13 protein-coding genes and 1 pseudogene are annotated in these 13403 nt (G+C 46.4%); 8 read left to right on the top strand and 6 right to left on the bottom strand.

Annotated features, from left to right (window positions below):
- From B9J84_RS05900 to menE, 6 genes are all read left to right on the top strand, one after another.
- Positions 1-457: chorismate-binding protein (locus tag B9J84_RS05900; protein ID WP_179217528.1), on the top strand; the 457-nt coding region annotated here is incomplete at its 5' end.
- On the top strand, positions 454-2169 hold the full coding sequence (gene menD / locus B9J84_RS05895) for a 2-succinyl-5-enolpyruvyl-6-hydroxy-3-cyclohexene-1-carboxylic-acid synthase (RefSeq protein WP_094123746.1): 1716 nt from the start codon (positions 454-456) through the stop codon (positions 2167-2169). The genes B9J84_RS05900 and menD, both read left to right, overlap by 4 nt.
- Positions 2159-2947, top strand: a complete 789-nt coding sequence (menH, locus tag B9J84_RS05890; protein WP_094123745.1) for a 2-succinyl-6-hydroxy-2,4-cyclohexadiene-1-carboxylate synthase — start codon at positions 2159-2161, stop codon at positions 2945-2947. The genes menD and menH overlap by 11 nt, the downstream gene beginning before the upstream one ends.
- A 45-nt stretch (positions 2948-2992) precedes the next feature.
- Positions 2993-3859, top strand: coding sequence for a 1,4-dihydroxy-2-naphthoyl-CoA synthase (gene menB, locus B9J84_RS05885; RefSeq protein WP_026027256.1), 867 nt, complete (start codon positions 2993-2995; stop codon positions 3857-3859).
- Positions 3860-3952: 93 nt separating this feature from the next.
- Positions 3953-4951, top strand: a complete 999-nt coding sequence (gene menC / locus B9J84_RS05880; protein ID WP_094123744.1) for an o-succinylbenzoate synthase — start codon at positions 3953-3955, stop codon at positions 4949-4951.
- Positions 4942-6450 (top strand): o-succinylbenzoate--CoA ligase, encoded by a 1509-nt coding sequence (gene menE, locus B9J84_RS05875; RefSeq protein WP_094123743.1) that lies wholly within the window; start codon positions 4942-4944, stop codon positions 6448-6450. The genes menC and menE overlap by 10 nt, the downstream gene beginning before the upstream one ends.
- Here menE and B9J84_RS05870 read toward each other — a convergent pair.
- The 4 genes from B9J84_RS05870 to B9J84_RS05855 form a co-directional block, all read right to left on the bottom strand.
- Positions 6397-7107, bottom strand: a complete 711-nt coding sequence (locus tag B9J84_RS05870) for an SDR family NAD(P)-dependent oxidoreductase (protein ID WP_094123742.1) — start codon at positions 7105-7107, stop codon at positions 6397-6399. The genes menE and B9J84_RS05870 overlap by 54 nt on opposite strands.
- A 5-nt stretch (positions 7108-7112) precedes the next feature.
- A complete protein-coding gene (locus B9J84_RS05865) occupies positions 7113-7511 on the bottom strand; it encodes a thiol-disulfide oxidoreductase DCC family protein (RefSeq protein ID WP_013856435.1) in 399 nt (132 codons plus the stop codon).
- Positions 7512-7609: 98 nt separating this feature from the next.
- The gene (locus B9J84_RS05860) at positions 7610-9481 is read right to left on the bottom strand and encodes an MFS transporter (RefSeq protein WP_094123741.1); all 1872 of its coding nucleotides are present in this window, start codon (positions 9479-9481) and stop codon (positions 7610-7612) included.
- A gap of 9 nt (positions 9482-9490) precedes the next feature.
- Positions 9491-10087, bottom strand: coding sequence for a TetR/AcrR family transcriptional regulator (locus tag B9J84_RS05855; RefSeq protein ID WP_094123740.1), 597 nt, complete (start codon positions 10085-10087; stop codon positions 9491-9493).
- A gap of 178 nt (positions 10088-10265) precedes the next feature.
- On the opposite strand from B9J84_RS05855, the gene B9J84_RS05850 reads away from it, so the two are divergent.
- Positions 10266-11135, top strand: a complete 870-nt coding sequence (locus tag B9J84_RS05850; RefSeq protein WP_017048570.1) for a Tim44 domain-containing protein — start codon at positions 10266-10268, stop codon at positions 11133-11135.
- Positions 11136-11192: 57 nt separating this feature from the next.
- Here B9J84_RS05850 and B9J84_RS05845 read toward each other — a convergent pair whose 3' ends face one another.
- A complete protein-coding gene (locus B9J84_RS05845) occupies positions 11193-12260 on the bottom strand; it encodes a PLP-dependent cysteine synthase family protein (protein ID WP_013856440.1) in 1068 nt (355 codons plus the stop codon).
- A 119-nt stretch (positions 12261-12379) separates the two neighbouring features.
- Here B9J84_RS05845 and B9J84_RS05840 point away from each other — a divergent pair, with 119 nt between their 5' ends.
- The gene (locus tag B9J84_RS05840; protein WP_010319994.1) at positions 12380-12841 is read left to right on the top strand and encodes an Lrp/AsnC family transcriptional regulator; all 462 of its coding nucleotides are present in this window, start codon (positions 12380-12382) and stop codon (positions 12839-12841) included.
- A gap of 19 nt (positions 12842-12860) precedes the next feature.
- On the opposite strand, the pseudogene B9J84_RS05835 reads toward B9J84_RS05840, so the two are convergent.
- A pseudogene (locus B9J84_RS05835) lies at positions 12861-13403 on the bottom strand (acyl-CoA thioesterase domain-containing protein); the annotation flags it as partial.

Here is a 13403-nt window from a genome sequence, read left to right as displayed (position 1 = left end):
GGATGACATTATTGAACGGTTAACGCCTCATTCTGAAAGGGTTGATGTTGAACAGGACGTCCGTTTAGTGCGTTTGCGCAAAGTGCAACATTTAAAACGGGGTATCCATGCGCAGCTGAAAAAGGGTGTGAATGGTGTACAACTGCTGAACGCGTTACAACCGACCGCGGCCGTGGCTGGCCTGCCGCGTAAAGCGGCGATGGATTTTATTCAGGCTAATGAGCCTTTTGCACGTGGTTGGTATGCCGGCTCAGTCGGTTATTTTAGCCATCAACAAGCGGAGTTTTGTGTGGCGATTCGCAGCGCTTTGCTGGTGGACAATCAGGTCCAACTGTTTGCCGGAGCGGGCATTGTTCCAGGTTCAGTTGCTGAGCATGAATGGCAAGAGTTAGACAAAAAAATGGCAACCTTACTGAGTTTGATCAGCGACCATTTTCCTCTAGGAGTGGCGTCATGAAGCATGACCAAGCAGTGCTGAACCGAATTTGGAGCCAAACGCTACTTGAGGAGCTTACTCGACTTGGGGTGCAAGAGATCTGTATTGCACCAGGTTCACGCTCAACACCTTTGACCTTAGAGGCGGCCGCCAATCACAAGCTTTCAATCCATACTCACTTTGATGAGCGTGGGCTGGGCTTTCTTGCTTTAGGTCTTGCTAAGGCGAGCCAAAAGCCAGTTGCGGTGATTGTCACTTCTGGCACGGCGGCGGCTAATTTATTGCCAGCGATTGCTGAGTCACACCTCACGGGTGAAAAACTCGTTGTACTCACGGCTGACCGGCCCGTTGAGCTCGTGGGATGCGGTGCGAATCAAGCAATCAATCAAGTAGGAATTTACTCATCACATGTCACGCAGGCGGTGAATCTACCCAGTCCATCGACGACTATTCCATTGACTTGGTTGTTAACCACAGTGGATGAGGCTATGGCTAACCAAGATTATATGGGTGGTGCAATACATATTAACTGTCCCTTTCCCGAACCACTTTATGCCGAACATGATGTAGATCTCTACGCGGACTATTTGGCTGTGATTGAAGCGTGGCGTCAGCGTGAGCAAGCATTCAGCTCTCGCCAGTACCAAACCGAAACCAAAACGTTAGATGATGGTGCATGGCTGAGTAAAAAAGGGCTGGTGATTCTTGGTTCGTTGACGTTAGCTGAAGCGAAGAAGGCCAAGCACTTTGCCAACAAACTTGGCTGGCCAGTCTTATGTGATCCACAATCAGGCGTGAGCAGCGAATGGGCGCATTTTGATTTGTGGTTACAAAATGTGCGAGCACGTGAGCTGCTTAGTGAAAGTGAGGTGGTGATCCAATTCGGTTCACGGCTGGTCTCAAAACGGCTTACTCAATGGCTAGCTAGCCATGCTCACACGGGTAACGTGCAGTATATTTACGTTTCACCCCTAATGGCACGTAATAATCAAAGCCATCTGATGCAACAGCAGTTTGTCACTGATATTGCGTGCTGGGTCGATCGGCATATTGGTAAATTAACGGCTTTAGGTGCGGCGCAAGCGGGTTGGTCGGATCGAATAAAAACGGTCGCGCAAGAGATTGCCCAATTGGCTAAATTGCATTTGAACGGTGATTCTTCTATTACAGAAATTGGTTTAGCGCTCGATATGTCCGAGCGTAGCGAAGGGGCCGACCTATTTATCGGCAACAGTTTGTTCGTCCGTTTAGCCGATATGTTTGCTCAAATTGAGGGACGTTCGGTTTACTCCAATCGAGGCGCTTCGGGCATTGATGGCTTAGTGGCAACCGCCGCAGGAGTACAGCGAGCCAATCATAATCCAATGTTGGTATTTATTGGTGACACGTCATTGCTGTATGATCTGAATTCTCTAGCTCTGCTTAGCCAAGTCAGCACGCCTCTGGTGCTGGTGGTGGTGAATAATGATGGTGGCGCTATTTTTGATCTATTACCCGTTCCCAAAACGCACAAAACCGCCTTGTACCAAATGCCCCATGGCTACCAATTTGAACACGCCGCACGGCAGTTTCGTTTAGGTTATGCTTGTCCGCAAACCTTATCTGCTTATCAAAGCTTGGTCCGTGAACATTTACAACAGGGTACTGGCACCTTATTGGTTGAAGTGACCACGCCGTCTGGGCAAGCTGGTGAGCAAATCACACAATTTACCCAGCAAGTCTATGCTTTGTAGTCGTTTTTATTGCAGCACCACCACAGGTTCGACGTCGGTAGAGCCTGTGGTGGTTTTTCTACATGGTTTACTAGGCAGTGGGCGAGATTGGTCGAAAACGGCGGTTTTCCTTTCGCCATACTCGCAATTATGGATTGATCTTCCCGGCCATGGCGGTAGTCAGTCTCTCTTATGTGATGATTTTGATGAGTGCTGCGCTCACATTTCTGCAACCGTGCTTAAGCAGCTTGGCGAAAAAACACCTATCGTATTGGTGGGCTATTCACTTGGTGGAAGGCTGGCAATGTATGGCGTGGCGATGCAGCGTTTTTCGGCGTTGAATATTCAAGGTTTGATCGTTGAGGGTGGCAACTTCGGCTTGCAGAGTTCTTTTGAACGTGAGCAACGATTGAAAAATGATCACCATTGGGCACATCGTTTCCAAACTGAGCAGATTGAGCGAGTTTTGGTCGATTGGTATCATCAACCCGTTTTTTCTTCATTAAATCATGAGCAAAGACAAACTTTAGTCACTCAACGCAGTGCTAATCTTGGGGTGGCAGTGGCTCACATGCTAATTTCGACTTCATTGGCAAAGCAGCCTTATCTGCTCGCACAACTTGAGCAAGTCGCATTGCCAATGGTCTATATTTGTGGGGAGAAGGACAGCAAGTTTGTTCATCTGGCACAGCAAAGCGGTTTCGAATATCGCCAAGTGCGGGCTGCAGGGCATAATGTCCATCATGAGCAGCCCGAAGTATTTGCTCATCTTATTCAAGAATTTATCAGCCAATGCTAACGCGTTGGTTCAAAAACAATAATTAATAGAACAATGGAAAGCACCATGGCTAAAACAGTCGGTATTACTGAACAAGAATTGTATGCACCAGTCATCTGGAGTGACTGCAGCGCCGAATATGAAGATATTCACTATCACAAATCGCAAGATGGCATTGCCAAAATTACGATTGCCCGCCCTCAGGTGCGTAATGCCTTTCGCCCACAAACGGTTAAAGAGATGATCAGTGCGCTGGCCGATGCGCGTTATGATGAGCAAGTTGGCGTGATCATTCTAACTGGTCTTGGTGAAGCGGCATTTTGCTCTGGTGGCGATCAAAAAATTCGTGGCGACTACGGCGGCTATCGTGATGAGTCCGGTACGCATCATCTCAATGTGCTCGATTTCCAACGCCAAATTCGTACCTGTCCGAAACCTGTAATTGCGGCGGTTGCTGGTTGGGCTGTCGGTGGTGGCCATGTGCTGCATATGATGTGCGATTTAACTATAGCGGCAGAAAATGCCCAGTTTGGTCAAACAGGGCCCAAAGTGGGTTCATTCGATGGTGGATGGGGGGCGTCTTACATGGCCCGTATCGTTGGGCAGAAAAAAGCGCGTGAAATTTGGTTCCTTTGCCGTTTTTATGATGCTCAAGAAGCGTTGGACATGGGGCTGGTCAACACGGTTGTGCCAGTAGCTGATTTAGAAAAAGAGACGGTTCGCTGGTGTCGTGAAGTATTGCAGCATAGCCCTATGGCGCTGCGCTGTTTGAAAGCAGCGCTCAACGCAGATTGTGACGGCCAAGCAGGTTTGCAAGAACTGGCAGGTAACGCAACCATGATGTTCTATATGACAGAAGAGGGGCAAGAAGGGCGCAATGCCTTCAATGAAAAACGCCGCCCTGATTTCAATAAATTCCCTCGTAATCCTTAAGCGTAAAATCGGCTCAAATCATCCATTTTCCGTGATGATTTGGGCTAGTGGTCTCAATGAACAAAGTCGAATATCGAACAAAAGGTTGAAATTATGCGCAGCGCAACACTGTATCGCTACTGTTTACCGATGGATAGCGGCGTTATTCTCCGCAATCAGAAGCTGGTGGAACGTGAAGGTCTGATTATTGAATTACAAGATGATCACGGTTCAGCGTTGGGTGAAGTTGCCCCATTACCCGGTTTCAGTTTAGAGTCACTTGAGCAAGCACAGCAGCAGTTAATAGCGCAGCTTCAGCTTTGGGTTAGTGGTGAGCTTATTACCTATGATGATCTTTTTCCTTCTGTTGCCTTTGGTTTGTCGATGGCGGAGTTAGAGCTGGATGGTGGGTTGCCTCAAGCCGGACACTATCACGCAGCACCTTTGTGCTCGGGAGACCCTGATGAACTGATCCCGCTTCTGAACGCGCTACCGGGCGATCATAGAGTTGCGAAGATTAAAGTTGGGCTGTACGAAGCGATTCGCGATGGGATGATCGTAAATCTGTTTTTAGAATCCATGCCTGATTTGCAATTGCGTCTTGATGCTAACCAAGCTTGGACACCCGCTAAAGCTGAAAAATTTGCCCAATATGTCTCCCCTTCGCTGCGTCAACGCATTGCGTTTTTGGAAGAGCCGTGTCCATCTCCCAGTGACAGCTTGGCTTTTGCTATCAATACGGGCATTGCGATTGCGTGGGATGAAACCTTACAGCAAGCCGTTCGCCGTGCAGATTTTCAGCTAGAAGATCTGACGGGAGCGAAAGCCATTGTGATTAAACCGACCTTGATTGGGTCGGTACAGCGCTGTATCGCTTTGATTGAAAAAGCTAAAACATTAGGCATTCAAGCCGTTATTAGCTCTAGCATCGAATCGAGCTTAGGGCTTTGCCAATTAGCTCGTTTTGCGCAGTGGCAACTGCCTAATGAAATTCCGGGGCTAGATACGATTAGTTTGTTTAAAGCACAACTCGAAAGCGCATGGCCCAACAGCGCATTGCCGATACAAACGCTCGTACAGCAAACGGTGGTTTGGCAATCTCAATGCGAGTAGGCGTTTCCTTTTGCCAAAAGCCGTGGCAACAACATGCTTTGTATACGCCGCACGCGATCGCATTGCGTACGGCGAATCAAGCCTACACTTGGCAGCAGTTAACGAACCGTATTGACGCTTATGCTTTTGCAATGCAGCAACAAGGTTTGCAGAACCAAGATGTGCTGACGTTAGTGGGTAAGAACAGCCTTGAGTTAGTGTTAATCTACCTTGCGTCGCTAAAACTTGGCGTGATCTGCGCCATCACCATGCCACAACCTGTGATGCTGCTGAAACAGAAACTCAGTACCTTATACGGAGAGAATCAACCACATTGGTTATGGTTAGGTGAAGGAGCTAAGCTTGAGGAGAGTGGGCTAACTTCATTGCTCGCTGAGGCTAACATCCAGCTTTTTACTCATGAACATGTTACTCATGAACATGTTTCGCCGCCCACGAGCGCTATGGTAAACAAGGCTGAGACACAGTTTGCCTCAATCATCTTTACTTCTGGCTCTACTGGGGTTCCTAAAGCCGTTATTCATACTTTTCAGCAGCATTGGTTGTCAGCCAGTGGTTTACTTGAGGTATTTTCATTTAGTTGCCATGATACGTGGCTGCTGAGTTTACCGATGTATCATGTGTCTGGGTTAGCCATTATTTATCGCTGGCTAGCAGCTGGTGCTTGCTTAAAAGTCGGCAGCGGTGATCTCACCCAAGATATAATTCATGTTACGCATGCTTCATTGGTTGCTACTCAACTGAAGCGTTTATTAGACAGTAAAACACCACTCGCATTAACGCACGTGCTGCTTGGTGGAGGTCATATCCCAAACCATCTCGCCCAGCAGGCGGCAAAGCATGGCATTGAAACTTGGGTGGGTTATGGTATGACGGAAGCGGCTTCCACTGTCACAGCAAAACGTGTTAACGCAAGCCAGAGTGTTGGCCACGTGCTACCTAAACGGCAAGTGAAGCTACAAGGTCAGCGCATTTTCATTGGCGGTGAAACCATATCCAGTGGCTATTACCAACAAGGCTTAATCACGCCTCTTATCGATGAACAAGGATGGTTCGACAGCCAAGATCTTGGCCATTGGCAGAATGATGAGCTGTGCATTATTGGCCGCGTTGATAACCAATTTATCTCTGGAGGCGAAAACATTCATTGCGAAGAGATTGAAGCGGTATTATCTCACCACCCCGACATCGCTTTAGCGATGGTGATCCCTGTGCATGATGATGAGTTTGGCGCGCGCAGCGTGGCTTTGTTGCAATGCCAAACTATGCCTAAAAAAGAGGCGTTAGAGCAGTGGCTCAATGGCAGGCTTGAAAAATTTAAATATCCCATCGATTATTTTTTAATACCAAATCACTTGAGCGAAACGGGTATTAAAATATCGCGCAAGACCTTAAAAACATGGCTCACCGAACATCAGCTGCGTTACCGACCACTCAATGAGCGATCACCATTTGATAGTCTGGTGCTGCCAATCCACAAAACAGACGGGCTTATCTAACATTTCCTTTTGCTGTAGTTGATTAAGTTGCTTAGCCACAAACTCCGGTTCAAAGAGCTTATCGCTAGCCACATTATGCTGAAATGGTTTAGAAAGCGGGGTGTCGGTGGTTCCCGGATGAAACAGAATAGTTTGTGTGTTGGGATGAGTGCGAGCTAGCTCTATCGCAAAACTTTTCGTCGCCATATTTAGCGCCGCTTTACTCATCCGATAGCTGTACCAGCCGCCACTGTGGTTATCCTCTAAGCTACCTATCCGCGCGCTAAAAACCGTAATTTTTGCAAAAGATTGACGATCAATAAGTGATGGTAAATATTGAAACCAACGCACTTGGCTCAAAACGTTACATTGTAAAAGCCATTGAAAGTAAGACTCGTCAAACCTTGAGATACGCTTTTCCGGTGTATAGGTGCCGTTGTGTAGTTGCCCATTAAAAAACACAATTTGATCAAACTTATGCCCGATGTCGGCCAATGTTTTGGCAATCAAGGCCGTTGATTCGATACTGTAGTCGGTTGGAAAATGTTCGCTTGAGGATTGGGCGAGATATTTTTGTCTTGAGACGGTAACGATTTCTGGCGCTAAAGTCTGCGCTTTGAGCTCCCTTATAAAAGCTTGGGCGATGATGCTTGAGGCGCCAATAATGAGGTATTTCATTGTTATCACTCTCTGTTTTTACAAACGCCATTACGGCATTGAGCATGACTAAACCAGCGAGATATCGACATGCGATGTTTTGCAAAAAGGAGATAAATTTGGTCGCTAATCCATTTTAAGATGGGCAAGCGCGTGATGAATAACCAGCGATGTTTGTTGACTAAACGCCAAGCTAGAACGGTCACATCCAGCCCATAAAGCAGATTGCCTTGTTGGTCTAAGCCATGCAGTATCGATAACGCCTTGCTTTTGTCGATAGAAGGAAAGCTACGCATAGCATCGCCGTCATTTATGTCGATAAGCTGAACCCGACCATGGTGATCGAAGGTTTTTAATGAACGCATTTCATTGCAGCATAAAGGACACTGCGCATCGAAAAAAATCACTAAAGATGGGGTACTCATATGTATGTCGTCAGCCTAACAGCCCGTTAATAACATATTTGTACGTTCACTCTTTAGTATAAGATCAAGCTAGTGTTTGGTTTGCACCCAATCCCAATCTAACGCCAATCCCCCCTGAGTTCGGCGACTTTTTGTTGCATCACTTGTGTTGTTGCCTCTTTGGGGGGGACGGGCTCGCCAGCTTCAATTTCTATATGTGACCAAAAACGAGTCGGTAGCCCACAGCAGGCGCGCCCTTTGGCACGGCTAAAATAGCTTCCCCACAACCCCTTCAATGCCATGGGGATGACAGGTACAGAGCTGCGTTTTAAAATAATATCCATCCCGCGCATGAAATCGCTGATTTCGCCATCCGCGGTTAACCGTCCCTCTGGGAAAATGCAGACGATATGCCCTTCTGCCAATGCTTGTTCTACATCGTTAAAGGCTTGGCGGATAGAACCGCGACGCGTTGCGGAAATAGGTATCACGCCTGCACGTTTCAAAAAGCGACGAAGTGGCGGCAAATTGGCATAATCCTCTTCCATCACAAAACGGATTAAGCGAGGACAAACCGCGCTCAGCAACAATGCATCCATATAGCTAACATGATTGCACACCAGCAGTGCTCCGCCCTTTTCAGGTAAGTGATGAAGATTTTTGTGGCTGACTCGATACATGGTATGCGTGAGCATCCACATTAGAAATCGCACCAAGAAGACCGGGACTTGGTAGCATAAATAGAGTGCAACAAAGCCATTAAGCAAAGCTAATATAATGAAGAACTGAGGGATCGTAAGCTCAAGAAAACTCAAACAGATAATCCCTAATAGTGCACTCGCCACCATAAACAGTGAGTTGTAGATATTTAAAGCGGCAATGACTTGTGCGCGTTGAGTGACTTTAGCACGCTGCTGCATTAGCGCATATAAAGGCACAATGAAGATGCCACCGCAGACGCCAATCAACAATAAGAAAAGAAACATCGGCCATAGTGATTGGTAGCTGATAAATTGATAAAAATCAGTAAATTGAGGTAATTTTTCTGGCACGGAGGTTGCCATTAAATAGCCAAATAATGTAATGCCAAAACTGCCGATAGGAACGATACCGATCTCTATTCTATGATGCGATAATTTGTCACAGGTCAATGAGCCAGTGGCAATGCCAACAGAAAACAGTGCTAGCAAAAAAGAAACGGCGCTCTCTGTGCCATATAAATAGTGATGCGTGAAATTTGGAAATTGAGTTAAGTAGGCAGCACCTAAAAACCAGAACCAACTGATCGCCATTACGCATTGGAAAATAGTACGGTCTTGTTTGGCAATCGCAATGGTCTGCTTGGTTTGCTTAATGGGCTGCCAGCGAAAAACGAGATCGGGTGCGCAAGCAGGGGCTTTAGGAATATGACGGCTGGCTAAATAGCCTAATAACGCAAATAGCACCACCGCGCCAGCAGCCACGTATTTAGTGTGGGGCATCGAGGCAATGAGCCCAGCCCCCAATGTGCCTAATAAAATCGCTAAAAATGTGCCTGTTTCCACTAACGCATTGCCCGGAACCAATTCATTCGGCTTGAGTTGCTGCGGCAATAAAGCGTATTTGACTGGACCAAAAAAGGCCGATTGTGTCCCCATCAAAAACAGTAATAACAGTAAAATGGCGTAACTCTCGGTCATAAAACCGATCGCGCCAAGGCACATGATGCCAATTTCAGCCAATTTCACTTTACGAATGAAAGCGGATTTTTCGTACTTGTCAGCAAGCACGCCAGCAGAGGCAGAAAAAAGGAAAAAAGGAAGAATGAATAGCCCTGCGGCAAGGTTAATAAATAAATTACTGGAAACCGGTAACACGTTCGCTCCAGCAAACGCGACCAATAGCAGCAAGACATTTTTAAAGATGTTATCGTTAAATGCGCCAAAAAACTGGGTGATGAAATACGGAAGAAATCGTTGCTGAGTCAGCAATGAAGATTGAGATTGACTCATTGATGGTCCTTATCGCGCCCAGTGATTAAGATAGTTTGAGAGTAGGTTTTCAATCAGCTCTTTCCCATCGATGGGTTCGGCGGCGAAAAATTTATCATCTACGCTTAATAAGGTAATACCATGTACGCCAGACCACAGGACTCGGCTTGCTTGCAGCACTTCTTGTTGCGAGTGTTGTGGAGCAACGATGGTCAATAAACCTTCAAGCATGGCGGTCATGTTGTCGATGCGCTCTGCTTGCCACTGGGGAAGTCGTTCACCATTCATATTATGTTCAAAAATAAGTTGCCAGCGATTGGGGTGCAACTGAGCAAAATCGTGGTAGCAATAGGCCAATTTATACAACGCTTCTTTTGGATCGCTACACTTTCCCACCACTTTTTTCGCTTGTGAAGAGAGTTCATCCAAGGTTTGAGCGACCACATGCAACAATAAAAGATTGTAACTGCCGAAGACATTGACCAAAGTGCTAGGTACGTAGCCAATCATGGTTGCGATTTTACGCAGGCTGAGCTCGTGATAAGTGTGATTTTGAAGAAAATGCTTCGCGGTCTTGAGTGTCAATGCAATCAGTTCTTCTCGGGTGTGATCGTTTCGTCTGGCCATGGTTACGTATCAATTATGAACAACGTTCGATATTCTAGTGGGGTGGTGTATAAGCGTCAACTTATGGACGGTTAATTTGCAATATTCTGATACATGTCTGCGAGAAGCAACGGTTTTCTTGTCTATCCGAAGTGGTTATGATGAGTAAGCCTCAATAATTATAACCCTAAGGAAAAACATGAAACGTTTTTTTTCCCTTGTAGCATTGCTGATGGTTGCTGTTGCGATCACACCGATAGCAGAAGCAAAGAAATTTGGCGGTGGTAAATCGTTTGGTAAAAGCTATAAAACGGCTCCAGCTCCCAAACAGCAGACTCAAAAAAATGACACCATTAAGCAAGATCAAGCAGGTAAAGCTGGTTCGACCAAAAAAGGTCTGATGGGCGGATTACTGGGTGGTTTACTCGCTGGTGGTCTACTGGCGGCTTTCTTTGGCGGCGCGTTTGAGGGTATCCAATTTATGGATATTCTGATCTTCGGTCTGATTGCTTTTGTGCTCTTTAAACTGATGCGCGGTATGCTTGGTGCGAAGCAGGGTAGCATGAATCGGCAGCAGCCTGCGTTTGGTGGCGTGAATAACCGAACGGAGTTTGAACAGCCGAACGTGCACAATTTTGAACAACAGCCTCAAGCCACGGGTGGTTTTGGAGCGAATGCACACAGCGATATCCCACATAACTATCCAGCCGGTTTTGATAAGGTAGCTTTCATTAATGGTGCGCGCGAACACTACCGTATTTTGCAAGGTGCTTGGAACCATAACCAACTTGAAACTGTTGAAGAATATGTATCGGCGAGCTTGTTTGAAGATTTAAAACAAGAGCGCGCAAAGCTAAACGGTGAACAGCACACAGATGTGATGTACGTAGACGCTGAAGTCGTTCGCGCCGATTACGATGCAAGTAAAGCGCAGTTGAGTTTGCAGTTTACTGGCCGCTACCGCGATTCCGTGGAAGGCATTGAAGAAGATATTAATGATGTGTGGCATTTAGAGCGTGATTTAACCGTACCTAATGCACCTTGGTTGATTGTCGGCATTCAAGGCTAAGACTTTTCACGATGGATCCAAAACGCCTAAGTTTGTCTTGGGCGTTTTGCTAGGTCACTAAGCTAATTTAGCCGTTGTTTCAAAGGCTTCTAATTTTGAAAGATAAGGTGTTAAATCACCAATATTGCTTTTCACCCAATCGGCACAGTAATAGGTATCTAAATAACGTTCGCCGCTGTCGCATAACAGCGTCACGATGGAGCCTGTTTCACCTCGTTGTTTCATCTCACTGGCAATTTGCAAAACCCCATAAAGATTGGTGCCGGTAGAAGGGCCTGCTTTGCGGCCGAGTAGTTTTTCCAACCAATAGATCGTAGCGACACTGGCGGCATCCGCAACGGTACGCATTTCATCGACTACGCCGGGAATAAAACTCGGTTCAACTCGTGGGCGACCAATTCCTTCAATTTTGCTACCACACTGCAAGGTTAAGCTTGGGTCTCGGCTTTTGAAATAATCATGAAATACCGAGTTTTCAGGGTCGACGACGCACAGTTTGGTATTGTGTTTTTGGTAGCGAATAAAGCGGCCTATAGTTGCTGAGGTTCCGCCTGTGCCTGGGCTCATTACAATCCATGTCGGAACGGGGTGATCTTCCATTTGCATTTGGTTAAAGATACTGTCGGCAATATTGCTATTACCACGCCAGTCGGTCGCACGTTCAGCATAAGTGAACTGGTCCATATAATGGCCATTCAGTTCTTTGGCTAAGCGGTGTGATTCGGCATAAATTTGATCAGAGCGATCGACTAAATGCGCTTGGCCGCCATAAAGCTCAATCTGCTCAATTTTTTTACGTGCAGTACATTTGGGCATTACAGCAATAAAAGGCAAGCCTAGTAAACGGGCAAAATAAGCTTCTGATACCGCAGTACTGCCCGATGAAGATTCAATGATAGTAGTTTCAGGGCCAACCCAGCCGTTACAGATGGCATACAGAAAAAGAGAACGGGCGAGGCGGTGTTTCAGCGAACCCGTAGGATGCGTACTTTCATCTTTGAGATAAATATCGACCCCAGCGACACAAGGCAAATCGAGCTTGATCAGATGAGTATCGGCCGAACGTTGGTAGTCCGCTTCTATTTTTCGAATTGCGTTGTTAATCCATTGATGATCGGTGCACATGGTTCTCTCTCCATCGTTATTATGAGGGTAATTTACCCTTAATGTGAGAGAAAAGCTTTGCTATGTTGCCTGTCATTTTGTAGTTTTAGAGAAAATTATTCTCTTATTCTGGGGAAGCTATGGAGCTTGATAGAATTGATCGCATGATCCTCTCATTACTGCAACAAGACAGCACTTTGTCGCTAAATGATTTGGCTGAAGCGGTGAACTTAACCACCACACCTTGCTGGAAGCGGTTGAAAAAGCTTGAAGAATCTGGCGTGATTGCGCAGCGAGTTGCCCTGCTTGACCCAGAAAAATTAGATTTGAGTTTTACCGCGTTTGTGTTGATTAAGACCAGCGATCACTCTCACGAATGGTACAGCCATTTTGTCGTGACTGTGTCTGAGTACCCTGAGGTGATGGAGTTCTATCGAATGGCGGGTGAGTACGATTACATGATGAAAGTGTTGGTCAAAGACATGAAGTGTTTTGACCAGTTTTATAAAAAACTGGTCAATGGCGTGAAAGGGATTAATAACGTGACTTCAACCTTTGCAATGGAGTCATTGAAGTACACTACCCAATTGCCTCTGGCATAGCCTGCTCGTCCGAGTCTTTTTATTTGGTGAAGCGCATCACACCTTCTTGCACTGCTGTTGCGACTAAATCTCCTTGGCGGTTGTAAATCTCGCCACGCACTAAACCACGGGTATTGCTGGCCGTAGGGCTTTCTATTGCGTAGAGCAACCACTCATCCATTTTGAATGGGCGGTGGAACCAAATCGAATGATCAATCGTCGCGACTTGAAAGTTAGGTGTCATCAAAGAGACTTTATGAGGATGCAACGCTGTGACTAAAAACCCCCAATCAGACGCGTAACCGAGCAAATATTGATGGATGAGTTGGTTAATTGGCAACTCACCATTAGCGCGTATCCACAGGTACTGTTTTGGCTCCGCTTTTTGTGGTTTTAGCGGGTTAATTACGGTCACTGGACGCATCTCAATCGCTTTTTCGCCACAAAAAACCTTTTTTATTTTTTCAGGTAATAAGTGTGCAATCTGGGCTGCCAGTTCAGATTCAGAGGCAAAATTTTCAGGACCAGGGATGTCAGGCATGGTGTTTTGATGTTCAAAACCGGGCGCTTCACCGTGATAAGA

Origin of the sequence: Vibrio sp. V03_P4A6T147, assembly GCF_002241085.1 — a bacterium.
In the GTDB taxonomy this organism is placed as follows: domain Bacteria; phylum Pseudomonadota; class Gammaproteobacteria; order Enterobacterales; family Vibrionaceae; genus Vibrio; species Vibrio anguillarum.
This window is presented reverse-complemented; position numbering and strand designations above follow the sequence as displayed.

Excerpts from the sequence above, each read along its gene's own strand:
- menD (WP_094123746.1), top strand. The coding sequence starts at position 454 with ATGAAGCATGACCAAGCAGTGCTGAACCGAATTTGGAGCCAAACGCTA.
- menH (WP_094123745.1), top strand. The coding sequence starts at position 2,159 with ATGCTTTGTAGTCGTTTTTATTGCAGCACCACCACAGGTTCGACGTCG.
- menB (WP_026027256.1), top strand. The coding sequence starts at position 2,993 with ATGGCTAAAACAGTCGGTATTACTGAACAAGAATTGTATGCACCAGTC.
- menC (WP_094123744.1), top strand. The coding sequence starts at position 3,953 with ATGCGCAGCGCAACACTGTATCGCTACTGTTTACCGATGGATAGCGGC.
- menE (WP_094123743.1), top strand. The coding sequence starts at position 4,942 with ATGCGAGTAGGCGTTTCCTTTTGCCAAAAGCCGTGGCAACAACATGCT.
- B9J84_RS05870 (WP_094123742.1), bottom strand. The coding sequence starts at position 7,107 with ATGAAATACCTCATTATTGGCGCCTCAAGCATCATCGCCCAAGCTTTT.
- B9J84_RS05865 (WP_013856435.1), bottom strand. The coding sequence starts at position 7,511 with ATGAGTACCCCATCTTTAGTGATTTTTTTCGATGCGCAGTGTCCTTTA.
- B9J84_RS05860 (WP_094123741.1), bottom strand. The coding sequence starts at position 9,481 with ATGAGTCAATCTCAATCTTCATTGCTGACTCAGCAACGATTTCTTCCG.
- B9J84_RS05855 (WP_094123740.1), bottom strand. The coding sequence starts at position 10,087 with ATGGCCAGACGAAACGATCACACCCGAGAAGAACTGATTGCATTGACA.
- B9J84_RS05850 (WP_017048570.1), top strand. The coding sequence starts at position 10,266 with ATGAAACGTTTTTTTTCCCTTGTAGCATTGCTGATGGTTGCTGTTGCG.
- B9J84_RS05845 (WP_013856440.1), bottom strand. The coding sequence starts at position 12,260 with ATGTGCACCGATCATCAATGGATTAACAACGCAATTCGAAAAATAGAA.
- B9J84_RS05840 (WP_010319994.1), top strand. The coding sequence starts at position 12,380 with ATGGAGCTTGATAGAATTGATCGCATGATCCTCTCATTACTGCAACAA.